The following is a 19,530-nucleotide window of genomic DNA, read 5'->3' as shown; positions in this document are numbered from 1 at the left end:
CGTCCCGTCGTTGTTGCGCAGCGCACAAGCGGAGGCACGAATGGCATGGAGACAAAACCGGTGGGTCAGGCGCTGGATCATCGCGATCCTCGTGTGGGCCGTGCCGGTGATTTTGGTTGCGATACATGAGATCCGGGAGGAGATGGCGTACAACGTCGTCGATCGCGACCGCGCACTGACAAGCTGGACATTTACCGATAGCCAGCGCGCCGCGGGCGCGGCTGCGCGTTGTCACGGCACATCCGCCGAGGCCCGTGCCGCTGGCTGCCCTGCTGACGTTCTCGCAGCCAATGCACCGCGCCAGCAAGCGGCGCTCGATGAGTACGTCATGCGCCGAAATACGCTCGCCAGCTACCTTTGGCACGCGTTCGTCGGATACTGGGTGGTTCCCGCCGCATTTCTGTTAGGCTTCGGCGTGCTCGTGGCCGGCGTGCGGCGCGCGCTGCGCCGGCCGCCTGTGCCGAAGCGGCCCGTCCCGCATTAGCTTGCATCTTTTTTGACGAAATCGGGACAGGTCCGGGCATGCCCTGTGCTTTGCGCTTAACGCGTTGTGTGAGATCCACGCTTCGTCCAAACCTGCTGTCGCAGGCTTGACCGACGGATCAAAACGGAGAAAAGCCATGAAAAAACGAAGTCTGATGCTGAAAGCGGCGACTGCGGCCGTGGCAGGCAGTCTGATCCTGCTGGGGTGCACGACCACACCGAACAACGGCAACCCGGTTGGACAAAGCCCCGGCAGCACGTCGTCCAAACAGCAGGAAATCAACGCGGGGGTCGACGCGACACTCTCGAAGATGTATGCGCAGGTACGGGGTTCACGCGATTTGGCTTCCCGGGCGCGCGGCATACTCGTCTTTCCGAAGGTCTTGCAGGCGGGCTTCATCGTCGGCGGTGAATATGGCGAAGGCGCGTTGCGTGTCGGCGGCGTGACGCAGGGCTACTACAACCTCGTGTCAGGGTCCTTCGGGCTGCAGGCCGGCGCCCAATCGAAGGCGATCATCTTCCTGTTCATGACCGACGATGCGCTCAACGCGTTCAAGTCTCGCGATGGCTGGTCGGCCGGCGGCGACGCTTCCGTCGCGCTGCTGAAAATGGGTGCCAACGGCGCAGTCGACACGACGAGCATTACCAAACCGGTTCAGGTCATTGTCATGACGAACGCGGGTCTGATGGGCGATCTCTCGCTGCAAGGCATGAAGATCTCGAAGATCAAGCCTTGATCTGAGTTCCGCCGTGCGGTGCGCGGCGCTTCGCGCGCACCGCTTCGTATAACGTTCGGTTTTCAGTTCGAGGTGGAATCGATCACCTTGAAGCGGGACCGTTTTTGCGCCCGAATTACGGACTGATACGCGCCTATGTACTGCTTGGCCATGAAATGCGACGTGAAACGCGTTTCGAAACGCCGCCGTACCTGCTCGCGCGATACTGTATGCAGGCGGTTCACAGCCGCCACCGCGCTGATTTCGTCCTCGACGATAAAGCCGGAAATGCCCTCGTCGACCACCTCCGACACCGAGCCGCGATTGAATGCGATAACCGGCGTGCCGCATGCCATCGATTCAATCATTACGAGTCCGAACGGTTCCGGCCAGTCCACCGGAAACAGCAACGCATGGGCGCCTGACAGAAATTCGGCCTTCTGATCGTCTGCGATCTCGCCGATGTATTCGACATGCGGCAAATCGAAGAGCGGTTTGATGTCTCGCTCGAAATATTCTCGGTCAGCCGAGTCGATTTTTGCGGCAATGCGGATCGGCAAACCGCAGTGCGCGGCAATTCGTATCGCGATATCGACGCGCTTTTCGGGCGAAATCCGACCGAGAAACGCCAGGTACTTCTGCTCTACCGGCTGCGGCGTATAAAGCATTTCGGGTAACCCGTGATAGACGGTCGTCAACCACTTGGCCTGCGGCAGCGGATGACGTTGCGCGTTCGAAATCGAAATGACCGGTGCGGTATCGAAGGTATCGAACACAGGCTGCTGCTCGGGAAGATCGAGTCGGCCATGCAGTGTGGTGACGAACGGCGTCTCTTGCCGCTTGAAAAGCGAAAAAGAGTAATAGTCCATATGAAAATGGAGCACATCGAACTCTTCGGCACGGCGGCGCACGAGTTCCATCAACAGCATATGCGGTGCGATACGATCGCGAATTGCGGGGTCGAGCCGCAGCGCACGTGGCCACACCGCTTCGAGCTTCGCGTTCGTTTTCGAATCGCCGCTAGCGAATAGCGTGACGTCGTGACCGAGTTCGACAAGCGCCTCGGTAATGTACGACACGACACGCTCGGTGCCGCCATACAGCTTCGGCGGCACCGATTCAGTCAGCGGTGCAATCTGCGCAATTTTCATCGGATGAACTCCAGGCAAGCAGGGCAACGTTCGCTTTTTCGCCGCTACGGTATATGCGGTACCGCGCATCGGCCCTCTCCAGGACGGTAGGGGGCGGCGACTGCGCCTATATAGCCGGCGCTCGATTCTGCATTATTAGGCACGTCCCTCGGAATGGAACGCGCCATTTTCACTTATTCCGGGCTGTTACAGTCGCGAAACATCCGTGTAAAGACATTCAGAGTGCGAATTTGCCGCCAGCAAAGCGAAAATGAGGCGGCGCAGCGCTCAAGCCTTATTCGGGTCCTTTACAGGGGAACGCCTTGCCGAGACCCAGCGAGACAATCGTGCTCGCGTTATAACTGGCCGCATTCGGATTCTCGGCAACGTACTTCCGAACGGCATCGACGAGTTGCGGTGGCTTCGCGCTCGCCGGCAAGCAAAAAAACTGCCCCACGCGCGGCCCCGTCGTGCCGCCGATCGCCTCGATCGTGTTGTAGACCCCGTCCACTGCGCCTAGCACGTAGCCCCCGCAATAGTTGCGTGACGCGACGTCGGTTCGGGCGCATAGCTTAATGAGATCGGCACCGGTAAAGGCGAACGCCGCAACCGGCGTAGCAATCGCACCCAGGGTGACACCGAGGCATATCAAAGCCCGCAACATAGTTTTCCTTTTCTCCGAGCGGTGAATCTGCGGCCTCGGCGCTACCGCGCCGAGTCACCGTCTAACCGAGTAGCCGTCTGGCCGTCCAGCCGCAATGAGGCGACCGTGCCAAAAAACGCTCATTTTGCACCGTTTTGCCCTGTTGTAGGGGCGCCGCCGGAGGCTGAGGCCCCCGCGCGGGCGAACATGGCCTCGAGCCCCTCCGTTGCGTCCTTGGCGTTATACCGCTTGGCGAAGTCGAGTGCGGTCATGCCGATCTGGTTTTTCAGCCGCGGGTCCGCGCCCGCATCGAGCAGCACCTTCATGGTCGAGATGCGGTTGGCGCGCGCGGCCATCATCAGCGGCGTGGTGCCGTTCGGCGACGCCGCGTCGAGATAGGCCGAATGGGCCACCAGCAATTGCACGATATCGTCGTGGCCGTTAGCCGCTGCGTAATGTAACGGTGCCCAACCCTTCTTGTTGACCTCCGCGCCTTTATCGATGAGCAGCTTGACCAGCGCGATGTCGCCGTTCAGCGCCGCCAGCATCATCGCATTTTCGCCGGCGCTGTCGAGCTTTTCGAGATCGGTATTCGGGTTTTCGGCCAGCAGTTTCGCTACATTCTCCGATTTCTCGCGCGCCGCGAGGACGACGAGCGGCATTTGCAGTTTGTCGGGCGTCGTCGTGTTCGGGTCCATGCCCGCTTTGAGCAGCTTGGCGACACGGGCTTCATCGTCGAACTTGACCGCTTTGATGACGCTGTCCGTATCGGCTGCAAAGGCCTGCTCGGCCATCGTCAGCGCGGCGAATGCCGCCATAAAACAGGCAAGCAGTGCGCGATGAGCACCGGTCGGCCGGCGCAAGCGGGGATGGTGGGCGATCGCGCGATCGGGTGATCGGCGCTTGGTCGTGTTGGTGGACACTGTCATTTCCCTTATATTGTCTGACTAATAGAGCGTGAATGTAGGAGCCAGCGGCTCGGTCAACGCGCGGGCGGCACTGCCGAGGCGAACAGCCGAAAGAAGTTCCGGGTGGTCGCCGCCGCTAACTCCGCCTCGGGCATCTCGCGCAACTGCGCGATGAAACGTCCGACATAACTGACGTAGGCAGGTTCATTGGGCTTGCCCCGATACGGCACCGGCGCGAGGTAGGGGGAATCCGTTTCGATCAGCAAACGATCTGTCGGAACGCGGCGCGCCACGTCCTGTACGTCGGTGGCGCTTTTGAAGGTCACGATGCCCGAGAGCGAAATATGGAAGTTCTGCGCGAGTGCACGTTCAGCCACCGCCCACGGCTCCGTAAAGCAGTGCATCACACCGCCCGGAATCTCGGCACCCTCCTGCGCCATGATGCTCAGCGTATCGTCGGCCGATGCGCGCGTATGGACGATGAGCGGCTTCATCGCCGCGCGAGCGGCGCGAATATGCGTGCGAAAGCGCTCGCGCTGCCACTCCATATCGGCAATCGAACGGCCTTCGAGGCGGTAGTAGTCGAGGCCCGTCTCACCGATGGCCACCACTTTCGGATGCATGGCCAGCTCGACGAGCTCCGCTACGCTCGGCTCGCGCGCCGCTTCGTGATCGGGGTGCACACCGACCGAAGCGAAGACGTTGTCATAGGCGGCGGCAACGTCGAGCACGGAGGGCAGCGTCTCGAGATCGACGCTCACACAAAGCGCGTGCGTCACCTGATGCTCGCGCATGTTCTCGAGCAGTTCCGGCAAGCGTTCGGCCAGTCCTTCGAAATTGATATGGCAGTGCGAATCGACGAACATCGTGGGTTCCTGTGTGAATCGGTTGGCGTGCGCCTCTTTCGTTATGCAGGGTCGCGGTTAATGCGTTTGCCGAGAATGACGAGGTCCCGCTCGGCGCCGTCGAGCACGGCAACACGCGGCAGCCGTCCCCAGTCGTCAAAGCCGGAGCGTCTGAACAACGCGAGGCTCGGCACGTTATGGCCGAAAATAAAACCGAGCACCGTATCGATGCCAAGCCGTGGCGCCGCTTCGAGCGCCGCTGAAAGAAGCTGGGTACCAAGGCCCCGCCCTCTTGCCGCAGCGTCAAGGTAAATGCTGAGTTCGGCCGTGCGTACATAGGCCGGGCGCCCGTAGAAGTCCGAGAAGCTGAGCCACGCTATGACGCGGCTGTTTTTGTTCGCGTTGGCGTTGGCGTTGGCGTTCGCGTCGCCCTGCCCGTCGTCGTCTTCAACCACCCATAACGGCCGCGTTTGCGGACCATGCGCGTGAAACCAGTGCACACGGCTTTCGACGGTCACGGGCTCGAGATCGGCCGTCACCATCCGGGATGCGACGGTCGAATTGTAAATAGCGACGATCGCCGGTAAATCGACTAGCGTGGCATCGCGATAACGAACGGACATGGACGATTTCTCTCGTCGAGCAAACGAACGTCAAACAAAAAGCGCTCGGTAGCCGAGAAACAACGCCTCGAATACAAGGCGTGCATTGAGCGGATGGTTTTCGACCGCACGCTCGCGTGTCACGGTCTTCAGGTACCGGGCAAATGCGTTCGCATCGATTTGTCGAGCGCATTGGGTCAATTCTCGCGCGGCTGCCGGAAAATAGCGCGGTCGGTCCGCCGTGCGCTGCGCGAGCACATCGTAAAGCCAGCGCTGCAGCCAGCCGAGCACGACGGGCACCGGCAGCTTTTGCAGCGCTTCGGCACAAGCGAACGCGTCGCATTGCGCGCCGGCCGCGAGCTGCTTGAGCGTAAAGTCGCGCAACGGACGGTTCGGGTCGGCTGCCAGCGCCTGCGCCGCGAGCGGCGCCCCGCCCGTCTCGGCCAGCAGCGTGCCGGGCTCGGCCACGCCTTGCTGGGCGAGCCACGCGCGCGCGCGCTCGGCCGAGGGCGTTGGCATCGGCCATAGGCGGCAACGGCTGATGATGGTCGGCAACAGACGATCCATGCGCGCCGACACGAGCAGGAACACCACGCCCGCGGGCGGTTCTTCCAGCGTTTTCAACAGCGCGTTCGCCGCCGCCGCGTTGAGCGCTTCAGCCGGATACACGAGCACCACGCGCGCGCCGCCCCGATGCGCGCCGACCCCGCAAAAGTCGAGCAGCGCGCGAACCTGTTCGATCTTGATTTCCTTGCTCGGCGCACGGGTTTTCTTCCCGTCATCGGTCTCGACTTTTTCATCTGACGACGCCGCCGACGCAAGCGCGAGTTCGCCGGCAAGAAGCTCCGGCAGCAGCGCGCGGTAGTCGGGATGGTTGCCTTGTGCAAACCAATTGCAGGCAACGCAGGACCCGCAGCGCTCGCCGTTGCCCGTGGGATCCTCGCACAACAGCCCCTGCGCCAGGTGCTGTGCAAAATGCAGCTTACCGATGCCGGCCTGCCCATGAAACAAAAGCGCATGCGGCCAGTGTGCGCGCAAGCCTTGCAGGCGGGTCCAGTCGTCGAGTTGCCAGGGATAGATCATGGTCGAGTTACGTCAGGGCGAGATCAAAGCGCGGAAATCACTTGATCGAGCGATTGTCGGATCTGGCCGATGTCTTGCGTCGCATCGACGAGCGCGAACCGGTACGACGCTTCTTGCGCGCGCCGCAGGTACTCCGCGCGTGTGCGCTCGAAAAACGCCAATGTCTCGCTTTCGAATTTGTCGGGCGCGCGCACGGCGCCGCGCCGCGCGCTGGCCGTGTCGGGCGGCACGTCGAAGAGCACCGTCAGATCCGGCTCGAACCCGCCCTGCACCCAGCGCTCGAGCGTTTCGAGCTTGTCGCGCGGCAAGCCGCGTCCGCCACCCTGATAGGCGAACGTGGCATCGGTGAAGCGGTCGCTCAAGACCCAGTCGCCGCGCGCAAGCGCCGGTTCGATCACGCGCGCGAGATGCTCACGGCGCGCAGCGAACATCAGCAGCGCTTCGGTTTCGAGATCCATCGGCTCATGCAGCAACAACTCGCGCAGCGCTTCGCCAAGCGCGGTGCCGCCCGGCTCTCGCGTCATTACGACTGCGCACCCTTGCTGGGCCAGCTTTTGTTCGAGCCGCTCGCGAAACCAGGCGAGATGGGTGGTCTTGCCCGCGCCGTCTATGCCTTCGAAGGTAATAAATTTACCGCGCGCCATTTAAGGTTGACCTCGGATGTATTTGTCGACCGCTTTGTTGTGAGCGTCGAGCGTATCGGAAAAGACGCTGCTGCCGTCGCCGCGCGAGACGAAATAAAGCGCGCTGGTCGGCGCGGGCTTCATCGCCGCTTCCAGTGACGCCGCCCCCGGCAGCGCGATCGGCGTAGGCGGCAAACCGCGACGGGTATAGGTGTTATACGGCGTATCGGTTTGCAGGTCGCGCTTGCGCAAACGGCCGGGGTAGGCGTCGCCCAGACCATAAATTACAGCTGGGTCGGTCTGCATCGGCATACCGACACGCAGCCGGTTTGTCAATACAGCCGCCACAAGCGGCCGGTCCGCCGCCTTGCCCGTCTCTTTTTCGACGAGCGACGCCATAGTCAACGCTTCATACGCCGTCTGATACGGCAACCCCGGTGAACGCTCCGCCCAGACGCGTGTGAGTTGCTGTTGCATGAGCCGGTAAGCGCGCCGATAGACTTCGAGATCGCTCGCGCCTTTATCGAACAGGTAGGTGTCCGGAAAGAAAAGCCCCTCGGCGCTCGTGAGCGACGTCTCTCTCGCGCCGATCGCCGCAAGCAGCTGCGCATCGCTCATGCCGGCCGTGTCATGTTTGAGCGAAGGATCGGCGTCGATTTCGGCGCGCATGCGCTTGAACGTCCAGCCCTCGATGATCGTCACGACATCTTCGTTCGTATCGCCAAGCGCCAGCTTTTGCAGGACCTCATACGGTGTGACGCCTCGCTTGAACTCGTAGTTGCCCGACTTGAGCCGCGTCTGGACGCCGAGCGCACGCGTCATCAAAATAAACGGCTCGGGCGCCATGCCTACGCCACCGCGAACAAGCTGCTGGGCAACGCTGCGCACGCTGCTGTGCGGCTTGATCGTCACGTCGACGGCGGGCGCGGCGAGCGCGACGGGACGAGTGGCCCAGTAGTATCCGCCGGCAAGCGCAGCGGCAACCAAAACGACGGCAACTGCCCCGATGGCGAGGCATTTCTTCAGAAGGGACATGCGAAACAAGGCTCGGGTAGACCCCATATAATACTTGTTCGCATCCGCCCAAGTCAGGATTGACCGGACACTGAATCCATGAACGCCCCCATTGCATCTGCTTCGTCCAACGCGGCAGCGAACGCGTCAACGCCCGCTGCGCCGCTCGTCATCCCCCGCCCCGCTCAAGGCGAATTCGAATCGGTGCTCGCGCACGGCGGTTTTATGCTGCTAGACCAGTTCGGCGTGATCGAAGCCACCGGGGATGACGCCCCTACTTTCTTGCACAGTCAACTCACCAGCGACATCCAGCACCTCGATGCCGCCAGCGCCCGGCTGGCGGGCTATTGCACGCCAAAAGGCCGGCTACTGGCTTCCATGCTGGCTTGGCGCGCGGGCGATGCCATTCGTCTGCTGGTCCCGCACACGCTTGGCGCAAGCCTGCAAAAGCGCTTGTCGATGTTCGTGCTGCGCGCCAAAGCGAAGTTGGCCGATATCACCGATAGCGTTGCCGTCGTCGGCTTTGCCGGCGATGTGCGCGACGCGCTGTCGAGCGTCTTCGAAGCGCTGCCCGATGGCGTGCACGTCCAACTGGCAGGCCCGGCCGGTTCGCTGATTCGCGTGCCCGATGCCGGCGGGCGGCCACGTTATCTCTGGATCGGCCCACGCGCCGATGTGCAAGCGCGCCTGCCGGCGCTCGAAAGCCGCCTCGCACGTGTCTCGCCCGCGGTGTGGGACTGGCTCGACATTCGCGCGGGCGAGCCGCGCATCACGGCGGACGTCGCCGAGCAATTCGTGCCGCAGATGGTTAATTTCGACGTGCTGGGTGCGGTGAACTTTCGCAAAGGCTGCTATCCAGGCCAGGAAGTGGTCGCGCGCAGCCAGTATCGCGGCACGATCAAGCGACGTACCGCGCTTGCTCATATCGCCGAAAATGCCGGCGTTCGTGCCGGTGCGGAGCTTTTTCATTCGGCCGACCCGAGCCAGCCGTGCGGCATGGTGGTGAACGCAGCCGCGGCGCCACAAGGCGGCTTCGACGCACTCGTCGAAATCAAGCTCGCGGCGCTCGATGACGGCACCGTGCATCTCGGCGCGGCCGACGGCCCGGCGCTCGCTTTCGAACCCCTGCCGTACGCATTGCCCGCCGAAGGCTGACCGGCACATGTGCCTGATCGTGTTCGATTGGCAGCCTGCTGCAACGCACGGGCCGCTTTTCACGCTCGCAGCAAATCGCGATGAATATTTCGCGCGCGCCACTGAGCCGCTCGGTTGGTGGCATAACGCCCCGGGCTTGCTCGCGGGGCGCGACTTGATGGGCGGTGGGACGTGGCTCGGCCTTTCGCGCGATGGGCGCTTCGCGGCAGTCACGAATTATCGAGCGCCGCATGACGTGCGTGCCGACGCGCCGACGCGCGGCACGCTCGTCGCCGGTTACCTGACAGGCACACCCATCGCGCCGCTCGCCTACCTGCGCAGCGTGGCCGAACGAGCGGACGGCTACAACGGCTTCAATCTGCTTGTCGGCGATTTCGTTCGGCGCGAGCTCGCCTGGTACTGCAACCGCGGCGGTATGGCTCCGGCGCTGTTACCAGCCGGTGCGCACGGTATTTCGAACGCGGTGCTCGATACGCCCTGGCCGAAGCTCGCGCGCAAGCGTGCGGAATTATCGGCATTCGCGGCGCGGACTGCGGCACCCGCATCGCTTGCGGCGTTGATCGAACTGATGCGCGATACGCAACGTGCAAGCGATGACGCATTGCCTTCGACAGGGCTTTCCATCGAACGCGAGCGCGCACTGTCTGCCGCTTTCATCGAACTACCCGATTACGGCACGCGTGGGACGACGGCCCTGCGCGTCAGTACCGAGGGCGCGGGGCTCAGGGTGGACATCGTCGAGCGCAGCGACGACGACGGCTCGCATCGCCTGCGCCGGCCAGGCGACATCGAGCGGGCTTTCGCCTTCGCGATCGACGTGGCACGCTGACGTAAGCGGTGCTGCGCACGGCCCCGCAATCGGCAAACTGTTCACGCTTGCGTCGAAACCCGGTCAGCCGATAGACCGCGCACCATTTCGATGTGCGGAATGCCTGCGACTTCGAACATGTCTCCCACCGTGGCAAAGCCGTGCCGCTCGTAAAACGACACCACTTGGCACTGCGCGTAAAGCCTCACTTGCGCGTCGCCACGCTGGACAGCGTGCGCAATCAGCGTTTGCAACACGCGCGAGCCAATGCCGCGACGACGCGCCCCGCATAGCACGGCAAGGCGGCCGATCGCGCCCTCGGGCAAAAGTCGCCCTGCCGCTATGGGGATATGCGGACCTTCGTCTTTATTTTTATCCGTTTCGATATCGAAGGCCACGACATGCAGCGCGGCGAGATCGGTCTCGTCCCATTCGAACGGCGCAGCGATCCGTTGCTCTTGCGCGAAGACCGCGTTGCGCACGCGTGTGGCATCGGCGCCGAGGGCCGGCCAGCGTCCCGCTTTCAAGACGATTTCGCTCATCATGGCTCCGGTCGACAAGGCGATGGCCCGCTTTTGCTCAGTCGTCCATCCCGGGGCGCAGCGACATCGGGTCGGTCGGTGCGCGCTGCAACTCAATATCCTCGTGACGCAGGCGCACGCTCGGCAAAATCGCTGGATGCGTGAACACATAGAAACGTCGAGCGCGAACCGCGTCGAATGCAGCTTCGGCAATCTGCGCCGGGCCAAGCCGCCCGGCGCGTACCGCGCGCCGCAACTCGCGGGCGGCCAGCACCTGCGAGGCGCTCGGCGCCGCCGCGTTGCGCCATCGAGCCGGCCGCGCGCGTTCGGCATCGGCAATGCCGGTCGGCGCAAACGCGGGGCTCAGCAACGAGCAACCGATTGGCGCATCGATTTTGCGCAAATCGTGATACAGGGTTTCGGTCAGCGCGACGACAGCATGCTTCGAAGCGTTATAGACGCCCATCATCGGCGGCGCCAGAAACCCCGCGACCGACGCGGTATTGACGATGTGCGCGGGTTCCTTTTGCGCAAGCATGATCGGCGTAAAAACGCGCACGCCGTGTGCGACGCCCATCACATTGACGCCGAACACCCACGCCCAATCGTTCGCGCTCATTTCCCACACGAAGCCGCTCGTGCCGACCCCCGCATTGTTGAACAGCAGATGCACGGCACCGTAAGCGTCGAGTGTTTTCGCCGCGAGCGCTTCGACCTCGGTGGCATCGGCCACATCGGTCGGTACGCCGATTGCGTGCGCCCCCGCGGCCGTCAATGCATCGACTGTGGCGGCGAGCGCATCGGCGTCGATGTCGGCCAGCACCAGGTTCATGCCGAGCGCCGCGCTCCGTTCGGCGAATGCGCGACCCAAGCCGCCGGCGGCACCGGTAATCACCGCGACTTTGCCCTCGAACTGCTCCATGACCTCTCCTCGCGCGATTCAGACGAGTTTGACGAGCTGCTTGCCGAAGTTTTGACCCTTGAGCAGCGCAATCAGCGCTTGCGGCGCGTGCTCGATGCCTTCGACGACGCTCTCCCGATAGCGCAGCGAGCCGCCCGCCACGAGCGGCGCGAGTTCGGCAAGCGCCTGAGGCCATGCGTCTTTATGCTCGGTGACGATGAACCCCTGGACCGTCACGCGCATCGTCAAGATGCGGGCTGGCTGCTGCAACGGCACCGGTTGACCGTCGTAGCCCGCGATCATGCCGCACAGCGCAATGCGACCGAACGGGTTCATGCGCGCGAGCGTCGCGTCGAGCGGTGCGCCGCCGACATTTTCGAAGCAGCCGTCCACGCCCTCGGGCGTGGCGGCCGCGAGGTCTTCCTCGAGCCGACCAGCCTGATAGTCGACACAGGCGTCAAAACCGAGTGTCTGGACAACATAGCGGCACTTGTGCGGCCCGCCTGCAATACCCACGGCTCGACAACCGGCCAGTTTGGCCAATTGACCGACGACGCTGCCGACCGCTCCGCTTGCCGCGCTGACGACGATCGTCTGGCCGGCGCGCGGCGCGATGATGCGATTCAGCCCGTACCACGCCGTCACCCCGGGCATGCCAAGCACGCTCAGATAGGCGGAAAGCGCAATATTCGTGACGTCGATCTTGCGCACCGCCGCGCCATTGGCGGTACCGTCCGATAGCCCGAATTCCTGCCAGCCGAACATGCCTGTCACGCACTCGCCCACCGCATAGCTCGGATGCTTCGACTCGACTACCTCGCCGGCGGTGGCGCCCATCATCACTTCGTCGAGCGGCTGCGGCGGCGCATACGATTTCGCGTCGCTCATGCGGCCGCGCATGTACGGGTCGATCGACAGCCAATGGTTGCGAACGCGAAAATGCCCTTGCGGCAGCGGCACAAGCGGCGTCTCGACCAACTTGAAGTTGTCTTGCGAGATCGCGCGTTGCGGGCGCGAGACCAGCAGCATCTGGCGATTTATTTGCGTCATGGCGAATTCCCTGGTTCCAATTGGCCGCACTCGCCAACGGCGTCAACCGTCGCTCGGCCCAGGCTGGGCCGATGGTGCACTACGCTTTCGCTGTTCGACGATGTCGCGGCCGACGGCCAGCCTGCGCATGTACTTGAACGTGCCAAGCGCTTTGGCGACGAAATGCCCGGCGCTGTCGCGCACTTCACCTTCGCAATAGGCCATCGTCGTCGAGCGGTGCAAGACGCGCCCAAACGCGCGCAACTCGCCGCGCCCAGGCTGCATGAAGTTGACCTTCATTTCGATGGTGACAACGCCCACACCATCATCGGCGAGACTGCGCGCCGCGGTCGCCAACGCGACATCGGCAAGGGTCATCGTCACGCCGCCGTGCACGACTTGCCATGTGTTCATGTGCGCGTCGGCGAGCGTCAGCGCAACCTCGCTCGCGCCGTCCGCCGCCGATATCAGTCGCACGCCGAGATGATCGACGAAGGGGCTTTCGATCGCCGGTTGGCGTTCAGCGGTCAAGCCAGAGTCGGGCATCGTACCCTCCGTTTTTCAGCACGGGTTTCAGCATTCGTAGTCGACGCACGCGCGTGTCTCGCGCACCGCGCCGACGAACGCTTTGAGCGCCTCGTGTGTCGGATGCACCTGGTACGCATCGAGCGCGGCCTTGTCAGCGAAATCGGAAACGAGCACGACATCGTAGGTCGATTCGAGCCCCGATGCGGCAATGCCGACGTCGATCTGCACGATGCCCGGCACGATGTCCCGACACGCTTCGAGTTTTTCCTTCAGCTTGCGGGCGTTCTCGGCGCGCGTGGCGCCCTCGGCCGTTTCTTTCAATTTCCACATCACGATGTGTCGGATCAATCTGGGCTCCTTCGTTATGCATTGGCGAGTTAAATAGCAGCGACGGATGATACTCGTTTCGCGTTGTCGCGATCGAACGGCGCGCCGCTTACGCAACCGCTTCATCGGCGAGCATGCGCACGACACCTGCCGCTCGCATATCGCGCCAAGCCAGTTCGAGCGAGCCGTCGAGATCAATGGCGCGGCAAGCATCGTCGACCACGACGGCCTCGAAGCCGGCCGTGCGCGCATCGAGTGCCGTCCACGCGACGCAGTAATCAGTAGCGACGCCGCAACACCACACGCGCGTCACGCTCGACTCGCGCAAATAGCCAGCAAGGCCCGTCGTCGAATGACGGTCTGCTTCGATGAAGGCCGAGTAGCTGTCGATGTCGCGGCGATAGCCCTTGCGCAGCACCAGTCGCGCATGCGGCACATCGAGCCCCTCATGAAACGCTGCGCCCGTCGTACCCTGTACGCAATGCACCGGCCACAGCACTTGCTCGCCATAGGCTAGCGCGACGCCGTCGAAGGGCTTGCGCCCGGCATGATTGGCGGCGAACGAGACGTGCTCGCGCGGGTGCCAATCCTGCGCGAACACGACATGCTCGAAGCCGCGCGCGAGCCGATTGATAACGGGTATGATTTCGTCGCCATGGGCCACGGCAAGTGTGCCGCCCGGCATGAAATCGTTTTGCATGTCGATAACGACGAGCGCTTCATTCGATCCTTTCATAAGCTCACCTCTTAGCCTTTCCCATTTAGTGGAGAAATGGTACTGCAGCTTGTATGCGCGTGCGCAAACGAGAAATTTCCCGCAGATGCGCGCCACACGATACCTAAAATGAGGACCAACGCGCAACGAACGATAAAGCGCCAACCCATGAAGGGTGCTGTCACCCATGACCGACTGGCAACAACAGCGCAAGGATCGCAACGCGCGACTCTCCGCGGCGCGCCCTTATGCCGACGGAAAAATCTTTCAGCCCGACGACACCGTCGCGCTGCTCGAAGCGATCCTGCGGCCTGGCGACCGCATATGCCTGGAAGGCGACAATCAAAAGCAGGCCGATTTTCTCGCACGCGCGCTGACGCAAGTCGATCCTGCCCGTGTGCATAGCCTGCATATCGTCCAATCGGGGATCACGTTGCCCGAACATCTCGATCTGTTCGAGTCGGGCATCGCACGCAAGCTGGATCTTTGCTACTCCGGCCCGCAGGGCAGCGCGATCGCCCGAGCGTTGGCCAAAGGGCGCATCGAACTGGGGGCGATTCACACCTACCCGGAACTTTTTGCACGCTACTTCATCGACCTGACGCCGAAGGTTGCGTTGATTGTCGCGCGCGCGGCCGATCGCGACGGCAACCTCTATATGGGTCCCAACACCGAGGACACGCCGACGATCGCCGAGGCCACCGCCTTCAAAGACGGTATCGTCGTCGCGCAGGTCAACGAGATCGTGACGCGTTTGCCGCGTGTCGATTTGCCTGGCGATCAAGTCGATTTCGTCGTTCAGTCGCCAGAACCGTTTTACATGGAGCCGTTGTTCACGCGCGACCCGGCCAATATCACCGAAACGCAAATCCTGATGGCGATGATGGCCATCAAGGGCATCTATGCCGAATACGGCGTCGTGCGCCTGAATCACGGTGTGGGGTTCCCAACCGCCGCGATCGAACTGCTGTTGCCGACCTACGGCGAACGTCTCGGCCTGAAAGGAAAGATCGCCACGCACTTCATGCTCAATCCGCATCCGACGCTGATTCCGGCAATCGAATCGGGATGGGTCCAGCATGTGCATTCGCCCGGCGCCGAAATCGGGATGGACGCCTATGTGTCCGCGCGGCCGGACGTTTTCTTTGTGGGCCAGGACGGTGCACAGCGCTCGAATCGCATGTTTGCGCATAATGCCGGCCACTATGCACTCGATCTGTTCATCGGCTCGACGCTGCAAATCGATTTACAAGGCAACTCGTCGACCGTGCGATCCGATCGCATTGCCGGCTTCGGCGGCGCCCCGAACCTGGGTGCCGATGCGCGCGGCCGGCGGCATCCGTCGCCCGCGTGGCTCAAGGCAGGTGAGCAAAGTCAACGCGGCACCGGAGCGACACTCGCGCGCGGGCGCAAACTCGTCGTGCAAGTAGTCGAAACCTTTGGCGACAAGAACTCGCCCGCGTTCGTTGAAACGCTTGATAGCGTGGCCATGGCAAAGCAATTCGATCTCGATTTGCCGCCCGTCATGATTTATGGCGATGACGTGACGCACATCGTCACCGAGGAAGGCATCGCGAATCTGTTGCTGACGCGCAGCCACGCCGAGCGTGAGCAGGCCATTCGCGCGGTGGCGGGCTACACCGACGTCGGGCGCGCGCGAGATCGCAACGCAACCGAGGCACTGCGCGCGCGCGGCATCATCCTGCGTCCGCAGGATCTCGGCATCAATGCGCTCGATGCGAGCCGCCAATTGCTGGCTGCGCGCTCGATTGCCGATCTCGTCGACTGGTCGGGCGGACTTTACAAGCCGCCCTCGAAGTTCCGCAACTGGTGAGGTGCCTACGATGGAAACGTTGACCTTTACTCATGCATCGACGCGGCGTCTGCCAGGCTTCAAGGCCCAGGCCATCGTGGGCGTCGTCGGCTCGGGCAATCTCGAGGTACTGGCCGAGCGCATCGATGACGACGCCGTCTGCGAGATCGAGATTTGCTCGCCCGTCAAAGGTTTCGCGGCGCTCTGGCACGCGGTGACGACCGATTTTGTCGAGCGCCACGCGCCGGGCGGCGTTCGCTTTTCGATCAACGATTGCGGCGCCCGTCCCGATACGGTGATGCTGCGACTGATGCAAGCGGCCGCGGCATTGGGAGACGACGTATGACGCAGGTCTTGGCCGCCCACGCCGTGCCGAGCTGGCTCGAAGCCACGGCGCGCGAGCGCGTGCGCGCCCTGCTCGATAAACGCTCGTTCGTCGAATTCATCGGGCCGCAGCAACGCGAGACGAGTCCGCATCTTCCCCTCTTCGAGCTGCCTTGCGCGTTCGATGATGGAATCGTCATTGGCCGTGGCTTGCTCGCGGGGCGCGCGGTGTGGCTCGCGGCTCAGGAAAGCCGCTTCATGGGCGGCACTTTTGGCGAGGTGTCCGGGGCCAAGCTCGTCGGCTTGTTGCGGGCGGCGCGCGTGAGTGCGCAACTTGGCGCGCCGCATCCGGTGTTGCTGGCGCTCGACAGCGGCGGCGTGCGGCTGCAAGAAGCGAATGCCGGCGAAATCGCGGTATCCGAAACGATTCGCGCGCTGCTGGATGCGCGGCGCGCCGGCGTACGCGTGATTGGACTCGTCGGCGGGCGCAGCGGCGCATTCGGCGGCGCCGGGATCACCGCCGCTTGTTGCACGGTGCTCGTCATCTCGCGTCACGGACGCACGGGCGTGTCCGGGCCCGAGGTCATCGAGACGAACCGAGGCGTCGAGGAGTTCGACGCAAAGGATCGCGCGCTCGTCTGGCGCATCACGGGCGGCCGAACCCGGACGCTGATGGGCAGCGCCCAACGTTATGTCGCCGATACCATCGATGCGTTTCGCAATGCGGCCATCTCGTTGCTGGACGGGCCAGCAACGTTCGACATGAACGGTGCGCGAGCCGAACAACGCCGTTTGGCGGAGCGCCTTGCCGCGTTCGGCGAGTGCCGCGACGCGCCGGACCTCTGGCGTAAGCGCGGGTTGCCGGACCCCGAGCGCGTGGCCGAAGTCGGCGACGCGCAGTTTGTCGCAAGTTGGTTGGCATCCGAGGAGATCCGCAATGACGCACGATGAGCTGCTCGCGGCATTGTCGGTGAGCGTCGGCATCGGTGTCGATATGGGCGCCGGTTCGCTCGAACCCGATGCGCTCGGCATCGTCGCAGGCGAAGGCCGGCTTGGGCCCGGGCCCGGGCCTGGGCCTGGGCCTGGGCAGGCAATAGGCATCCTCTGCATGACCGGTGGCCGCATGCTTAGCCCTGAAATCGCGCTCGCGCTGGCGGTGCGTGTGCTCGATCACATCGAACGGTTTGCGGGCACGCCGCTCCTTTTGTTGATCGATGCAGGCAGCCAGAGCCTGTCCCGACGCGACGAGTTGCTGGGCCTCAACGAATATTTGGCGCACTTGACCCAGGCAATGCATCTGGCTTCGGTCAACGCGTGCCGCACCGTAGCGATTCTGTACGGCAAGGCTGCTGCGGGAGCAATGATCGCAACGGCGATGGCCGCCGACTATCTCGTTGCCGTGCCAGGCGCCGCGCCAAGCGTCATGGATCTGCCGTCCATCGCCCGGGTGACGAAGCTGTCGCCCGACGCGCTCGAGACCATGTCGCGCCTTACGCCGATCTTTGCGCCGGGCGTTCGTCCGCTGTTCGATACGGGCGCATTCGCCGAGCATTGGACCGAACCGGCTACTTTCGCTGCACGCCTGCGCTCGCTGTTGGGCGACGAGCCAGACGAGCGTCCGAAGGATCGTCGCGATCAAACGGGCGCGTCGCGGGGCGGCCGCACGAAAGCCGCAGCGATCGCGCAACGGGTGATCAGCGAGGCACTTGGCGATGGCTGAGTGGCCCCTCTCGCAGCGGCGCCATACGTTGGTGCGTATTTCGCCGCCGGGATGGCGTGAGATCTTCGCGCGTACACCGAGGCTTGCGGCGATGCCATTCGTGCTCGATTGGGCCGCGGCGGGCCATCCGCTCATCGTGCGCAGGCCCAACGCGGATGACGAGCGGATACCCCCCTTCGACACGATAGACGGTTATGTTCCGGTCGGACTCGCCACGCCGCCCGCGCATGGCAAAAAGCGGCTTTGCCTGCGCGTGCTGGAGAGCAGCATCGTTGAACGAACGGCGCTGCCTCCTATCGAGCGCTTGCTCGAATCGAAAGCAAGTGCAAGTTTGCCTGTCGCCTGGGTTTCAACGCTGCACGAGTTGGCCCGGGGCAGCGCGACGTTGGGTGTCGTCACGCGCGTGTACGGCAGCCTGCTGTGGCAGTACGTCAGCGGCGTGCAGTATGTCGGCGCGGGGTCGGACGCCGACTTGCTATGGTCGATTGGATCGCAACAACAAGAACAGTTGCGCGAGCTGATCGACCTGATCGCAAGGCTTGACCGGCGCGCCGCCCCCCGCATCGACGGCGAAATTTTGATCGCGGACAAAGCCGTGTCATGGCGGGAACTCGCCCGTGCGCGCGAGCCAACGGACCGCGTGCTCGCGAAGACCGACCGCGACGTGATGCTGTGCGAGCGCCGTTGGCTGTTCGAAGCGCCGATAGCGCCGATAGCGCCATGATCTGCGAGATAAGCGCCGATGACGTCGCGCGATGCGCGGCGCCCAGGCCCAACCTCTTCCACGGGCGCCCAGTGCCCGCGGACTACGCTTTCTTTGCGTCCAGTGCGCACCGGGCGCTGGTCCTCGAAGTGATGACGTGGCCGAAGCCGGGGCTGGTGTCCCACATCGACGCCGGCAGCCATGCCGACATGACTGCCGCGACCTTTTATGCGAGCGCCGACCGGCTGCTCGCCTACTTCCACGCGATCGCAGCAGCCGGGGCGCGCGTGGCGCCAATGGATGAACTGCGCCGGCTCGGCGTGGCAGCGGAAGCCGACATGCTCGATGCGACCGGCGGGGTCAACACGCACCGTGGCGCTATTTTCGGGCTCGGGATGCTCTGCGCGGCGGCGGGCTTGCGCCGCTCGAGCGGCGAGCATCGGCCGCTCGGGCAGATCGTGGCAACGCACTGGGGGCGCGCCATTCTCGCCTCGCCGCTGCCGACGGCAACGCATGGCACGGCGGCCGCATGCCGCTACGGCGCGGGCGGCGCGCGCCACGAAGCCGCCCTCGGTTTTCCGAGCCTTTACGACATCGCGTTGCCGGCGCTGCGCTGGGCGCGCGCCATCCGCGCGCACGACGCGCAAGCGCAGCGCGTGCAGGTGCTTTTTGCACTGGTATCCGAGGTGGACGACACGAATCTCCTGCATCGCGGCGGGCTCGCCGGCATGCGATGGGCGCGCACGCGCGCTCGCCAATTTCTGGCGCAAGGCGGCATCGCGGACAACGCTTGGCGCACGCGCGCCGCCGACATTCATCGCGAGTTCGTCGCACGGCGGCTGTCGCCGGGAGGTTGTGCCGATTTACTCGCCATGTGCCTGTTTGTCGACGCGATCGACCAGTCGCACAAGGTCGATGCCATCGCAGCGAGCGCCTAAC

24 protein-coding genes are annotated in these 19,530 nt (G+C 63.7%); 10 read left to right on the top strand and 14 right to left on the bottom strand.

The annotated features are described in order from the left end of the window. Positions 1–40: 40 nt before the first annotated feature. Both ACSQ20_RS09415 and ACSQ20_RS09410 read left to right on the top strand, forming a co-directional pair. Entirely contained in the window at positions 41–484 is a 444-nt protein-coding gene (locus tag ACSQ20_RS09415) for a hypothetical protein (protein ID WP_436019233.1), read from the top strand. 136 nt (positions 485–620) lie between these two features. Further along, the gene (locus tag ACSQ20_RS09410) at positions 621–1,220 is read left to right on the top strand and encodes a BPSL1445 family SYLF domain-containing lipoprotein (protein ID WP_436019231.1); all 600 of its coding nucleotides are present in this window, start codon (positions 621–623) and stop codon (positions 1,218–1,220) included. A gap of 62 nt (positions 1,221–1,282) precedes the next feature. Here the strand turns inward: ACSQ20_RS09410 and ACSQ20_RS09405 are convergent, their stop codons facing one another. The 8 genes from ACSQ20_RS09405 to mltG form a co-directional block, all read right to left on the bottom strand. Continuing rightward, a complete protein-coding gene (locus tag ACSQ20_RS09405) occupies positions 1,283–2,350 on the bottom strand; it encodes a glycosyltransferase family 4 protein (protein ID WP_436019229.1) in 1,068 nt (355 codons plus the stop codon). A 274-nt stretch (positions 2,351–2,624) separates the two neighbouring features. Further along, the gene (locus tag ACSQ20_RS09400) at positions 2,625–2,993 is read right to left on the bottom strand and encodes a Rap1a/Tai family immunity protein (RefSeq protein ID WP_436019227.1); all 369 of its coding nucleotides are present in this window, start codon (positions 2,991–2,993) and stop codon (positions 2,625–2,627) included. A gap of 119 nt (positions 2,994–3,112) precedes the next feature. Beyond that, positions 3,113–3,790: an ankyrin repeat domain-containing protein gene (locus ACSQ20_RS09395; RefSeq protein ID WP_436023012.1), complete on the bottom strand. Its 678-nt coding sequence runs from the start codon at positions 3,788–3,790 to the stop codon at positions 3,113–3,115. A 164-nt stretch (positions 3,791–3,954) separates the two neighbouring features. Beyond that, the gene (locus ACSQ20_RS09390) at positions 3,955–4,746 is read right to left on the bottom strand and encodes a TatD family hydrolase (protein ID WP_436019225.1); all 792 of its coding nucleotides are present in this window, start codon (positions 4,744–4,746) and stop codon (positions 3,955–3,957) included. 41 nt (positions 4,747–4,787) lie between these two features. After that, the gene (locus ACSQ20_RS09385; RefSeq protein ID WP_436019223.1) at positions 4,788–5,348 is read right to left on the bottom strand and encodes an N-acetyltransferase family protein; all 561 of its coding nucleotides are present in this window, start codon (positions 5,346–5,348) and stop codon (positions 4,788–4,790) included. A 30-nt stretch (positions 5,349–5,378) separates the two neighbouring features. Next, positions 5,379–6,410 carry a DNA polymerase III subunit delta' gene (locus ACSQ20_RS09380; RefSeq protein WP_436019221.1) on the bottom strand — a complete coding sequence of 344 codons (1,032 nt, stop codon included), beginning with the start codon at positions 6,408–6,410 and terminating at the stop codon, positions 5,379–5,381. 23 nt (positions 6,411–6,433) lie between these two features. Next, positions 6,434–7,054: a dTMP kinase gene (gene tmk / locus ACSQ20_RS09375; protein ID WP_436019219.1), complete on the bottom strand. Its 621-nt coding sequence runs from the start codon at positions 7,052–7,054 to the stop codon at positions 6,434–6,436. Then, positions 7,055–8,068, bottom strand: a complete 1,014-nt coding sequence (gene mltG / locus ACSQ20_RS09370) for an endolytic transglycosylase MltG (protein ID WP_436019217.1) — start codon at positions 8,066–8,068, stop codon at positions 7,055–7,057. Between the two features lie 78 nt (positions 8,069–8,146). Between mltG and ygfZ the strand changes: the two genes are divergently transcribed. After that, positions 8,147–9,202, top strand: a complete 1,056-nt coding sequence (gene ygfZ, locus ACSQ20_RS09365) for a CAF17-like 4Fe-4S cluster assembly/insertion protein YgfZ (RefSeq protein WP_436019215.1) — start codon at positions 8,147–8,149, stop codon at positions 9,200–9,202. Positions 9,203–9,209: 7 nt separating this feature from the next. Next, positions 9,210–10,031 (top strand): NRDE family protein, encoded by an 822-nt coding sequence (locus ACSQ20_RS09360; protein ID WP_436019213.1) that lies wholly within the window; start codon positions 9,210–9,212, stop codon positions 10,029–10,031. A gap of 41 nt (positions 10,032–10,072) precedes the next feature. Here ACSQ20_RS09360 and ACSQ20_RS09355 read toward each other — a convergent pair whose 3' ends face one another. The 6 genes from ACSQ20_RS09355 to pncA form a co-directional block, all read right to left on the bottom strand. Next, complete coding sequence (locus ACSQ20_RS09355) at positions 10,073–10,552, bottom strand: GNAT family N-acetyltransferase (RefSeq protein ID WP_436023010.1); 480 nt, start codon at positions 10,550–10,552, stop codon at positions 10,073–10,075. 37 nt (positions 10,553–10,589) lie between these two features. Then, positions 10,590–11,453: an SDR family NAD(P)-dependent oxidoreductase gene (locus ACSQ20_RS09350; protein WP_436019211.1), complete on the bottom strand. Its 864-nt coding sequence runs from the start codon at positions 11,451–11,453 to the stop codon at positions 10,590–10,592. Between the two features lie 18 nt (positions 11,454–11,471). After that, positions 11,472–12,482: an NADP-dependent oxidoreductase gene (locus tag ACSQ20_RS09345; protein ID WP_436019209.1), complete on the bottom strand. Its 1,011-nt coding sequence runs from the start codon at positions 12,480–12,482 to the stop codon at positions 11,472–11,474. 42 nt (positions 12,483–12,524) lie between these two features. Beyond that, a complete protein-coding gene (locus ACSQ20_RS09340) occupies positions 12,525–13,007 on the bottom strand; it encodes a PaaI family thioesterase (protein ID WP_436019207.1) in 483 nt (160 codons plus the stop codon). Between the two features lie 27 nt (positions 13,008–13,034). Then, positions 13,035–13,337: a Dabb family protein gene (locus ACSQ20_RS09335; RefSeq protein WP_436019205.1), complete on the bottom strand. Its 303-nt coding sequence runs from the start codon at positions 13,335–13,337 to the stop codon at positions 13,035–13,037. A gap of 88 nt (positions 13,338–13,425) precedes the next feature. Next, entirely contained in the window at positions 13,426–14,052 is a 627-nt protein-coding gene (gene pncA / locus ACSQ20_RS09330; RefSeq protein WP_436019203.1) for a bifunctional nicotinamidase/pyrazinamidase, read from the bottom strand. Positions 14,053–14,218: 166 nt separating this feature from the next. Between pncA and mdcA the strand changes: the two genes are divergently transcribed. Genes mdcA through mdcB form a run of 6 tightly spaced genes read left to right on the top strand, consistent with a single transcriptional unit; the run spans position 14,219 to position 19,529 of the window. Next, a complete protein-coding gene (gene mdcA, locus ACSQ20_RS09325) occupies positions 14,219–15,865 on the top strand; it encodes a malonate decarboxylase subunit alpha (RefSeq protein WP_436019201.1) in 1,647 nt (548 codons plus the stop codon). Positions 15,866–15,875: 10 nt separating this feature from the next. Further along, positions 15,876–16,190 (top strand): malonate decarboxylase acyl carrier protein, encoded by a 315-nt coding sequence (gene mdcC / locus ACSQ20_RS09320; protein ID WP_436019199.1) that lies wholly within the window; start codon positions 15,876–15,878, stop codon positions 16,188–16,190. Continuing rightward, positions 16,187–17,119, top strand: coding sequence for a biotin-independent malonate decarboxylase subunit beta (locus ACSQ20_RS09315; protein ID WP_436019197.1), 933 nt, complete (start codon positions 16,187–16,189; stop codon positions 17,117–17,119). The genes mdcC and ACSQ20_RS09315 overlap by 4 nt, the downstream gene beginning before the upstream one ends. Further along, positions 17,106–17,888 carry a biotin-independent malonate decarboxylase subunit gamma gene (locus ACSQ20_RS09310; protein ID WP_436019195.1) on the top strand — a complete coding sequence of 261 codons (783 nt, stop codon included), beginning with the start codon at positions 17,106–17,108 and terminating at the stop codon, positions 17,886–17,888. Before ACSQ20_RS09315 ends, ACSQ20_RS09310 begins: the two co-directional genes overlap by 14 nt. Continuing rightward, positions 17,881–18,612, top strand: a complete 732-nt coding sequence (mdcG, locus tag ACSQ20_RS09305) for a malonate decarboxylase holo-[acyl-carrier-protein] synthase (RefSeq protein ID WP_436019193.1) — start codon at positions 17,881–17,883, stop codon at positions 18,610–18,612. The genes ACSQ20_RS09310 and mdcG overlap by 8 nt, the downstream gene beginning before the upstream one ends. Next, positions 18,609–19,529 carry a triphosphoribosyl-dephospho-CoA synthase MdcB gene (mdcB, locus tag ACSQ20_RS09300; RefSeq protein ID WP_436019191.1) on the top strand — a complete coding sequence of 307 codons (921 nt, stop codon included), beginning with the start codon at positions 18,609–18,611 and terminating at the stop codon, positions 19,527–19,529. Before mdcG ends, mdcB begins: the two co-directional genes overlap by 4 nt. Position 19,530: the final 1 nt, after the last annotated feature.

The organism is Trinickia sp. LjRoot230 (assembly GCF_964253315.1).
In the GTDB taxonomy this organism is placed as follows: Bacteria; Pseudomonadota; Gammaproteobacteria; order Burkholderiales; family Burkholderiaceae; genus Trinickia.
The sequence above is the reverse complement of the archived record's forward strand: the minus strand, read 5'-3'. Positions and strand labels throughout refer to the sequence as shown.

What these genes read in the sequence shown, in the direction of transcription:
- ACSQ20_RS09415 (WP_436019233.1), top strand. Translation starts at nt 41, where the DNA reads ATGGCATGGAGACAAAACCGGTGGGTCAGGCGCTGGATCATCGCGATC.
- ACSQ20_RS09355 (WP_436023010.1), bottom strand. Translation starts at nt 10,552, where the DNA reads ATGAGCGAAATCGTCTTGAAAGCGGGACGCTGGCCGGCCCTCGGCGCC.
- mdcG (WP_436019193.1), top strand. Translation starts at nt 17,881, where the DNA reads ATGGCTGAGTGGCCCCTCTCGCAGCGGCGCCATACGTTGGTGCGTATT.
- ACSQ20_RS09380 (WP_436019221.1), bottom strand. Translation starts at nt 6,410, where the DNA reads ATGATCTATCCCTGGCAACTCGACGACTGGACCCGCCTGCAAGGCTTG.
- ACSQ20_RS09345 (WP_436019209.1), bottom strand. Translation starts at nt 12,482, where the DNA reads ATGACGCAAATAAATCGCCAGATGCTGCTGGTCTCGCGCCCGCAACGC.
- ACSQ20_RS09395 (WP_436023012.1), bottom strand. Translation starts at nt 3,790, where the DNA reads ATGGCGGCATTCGCCGCGCTGACGATGGCCGAGCAGGCCTTTGCAGCC.
- mdcB (WP_436019191.1), top strand. Translation starts at nt 18,609, where the DNA reads ATGATCTGCGAGATAAGCGCCGATGACGTCGCGCGATGCGCGGCGCCC.
- ACSQ20_RS09310 (WP_436019195.1), top strand. Translation starts at nt 17,106, where the DNA reads ATGACGCACGATGAGCTGCTCGCGGCATTGTCGGTGAGCGTCGGCATC.
- ACSQ20_RS09410 (WP_436019231.1), top strand. Translation starts at nt 621, where the DNA reads ATGAAAAAACGAAGTCTGATGCTGAAAGCGGCGACTGCGGCCGTGGCA.
- pncA (WP_436019203.1), bottom strand. Translation starts at nt 14,052, where the DNA reads ATGAAAGGATCGAATGAAGCGCTCGTCGTTATCGACATGCAAAACGAT.
- ygfZ (WP_436019215.1), top strand. Translation starts at nt 8,147, where the DNA reads ATGAACGCCCCCATTGCATCTGCTTCGTCCAACGCGGCAGCGAACGCG.
- ACSQ20_RS09360 (WP_436019213.1), top strand. Translation starts at nt 9,210, where the DNA reads ATGTGCCTGATCGTGTTCGATTGGCAGCCTGCTGCAACGCACGGGCCG.
- tmk (WP_436019219.1), bottom strand. Translation starts at nt 7,054, where the DNA reads ATGGCGCGCGGTAAATTTATTACCTTCGAAGGCATAGACGGCGCGGGC.
- ACSQ20_RS09350 (WP_436019211.1), bottom strand. Translation starts at nt 11,453, where the DNA reads ATGGAGCAGTTCGAGGGCAAAGTCGCGGTGATTACCGGTGCCGCCGGC.
- ACSQ20_RS09390 (WP_436019225.1), bottom strand. Translation starts at nt 4,746, where the DNA reads ATGTTCGTCGATTCGCACTGCCATATCAATTTCGAAGGACTGGCCGAA.
- ACSQ20_RS09385 (WP_436019223.1), bottom strand. Translation starts at nt 5,348, where the DNA reads ATGTCCGTTCGTTATCGCGATGCCACGCTAGTCGATTTACCGGCGATC.
- mdcC (WP_436019199.1), top strand. Translation starts at nt 15,876, where the DNA reads ATGGAAACGTTGACCTTTACTCATGCATCGACGCGGCGTCTGCCAGGC.
- mltG (WP_436019217.1), bottom strand. Translation starts at nt 8,068, where the DNA reads ATGTCCCTTCTGAAGAAATGCCTCGCCATCGGGGCAGTTGCCGTCGTT.
- ACSQ20_RS09340 (WP_436019207.1), bottom strand. Translation starts at nt 13,007, where the DNA reads ATGCCCGACTCTGGCTTGACCGCTGAACGCCAACCGGCGATCGAAAGC.
- ACSQ20_RS09400 (WP_436019227.1), bottom strand. Translation starts at nt 2,993, where the DNA reads ATGTTGCGGGCTTTGATATGCCTCGGTGTCACCCTGGGTGCGATTGCT.
- mdcA (WP_436019201.1), top strand. Translation starts at nt 14,219, where the DNA reads ATGACCGACTGGCAACAACAGCGCAAGGATCGCAACGCGCGACTCTCC.
- ACSQ20_RS09315 (WP_436019197.1), top strand. Translation starts at nt 16,187, where the DNA reads ATGACGCAGGTCTTGGCCGCCCACGCCGTGCCGAGCTGGCTCGAAGCC.
- ACSQ20_RS09405 (WP_436019229.1), bottom strand. Translation starts at nt 2,350, where the DNA reads ATGAAAATTGCGCAGATTGCACCGCTGACTGAATCGGTGCCGCCGAAG.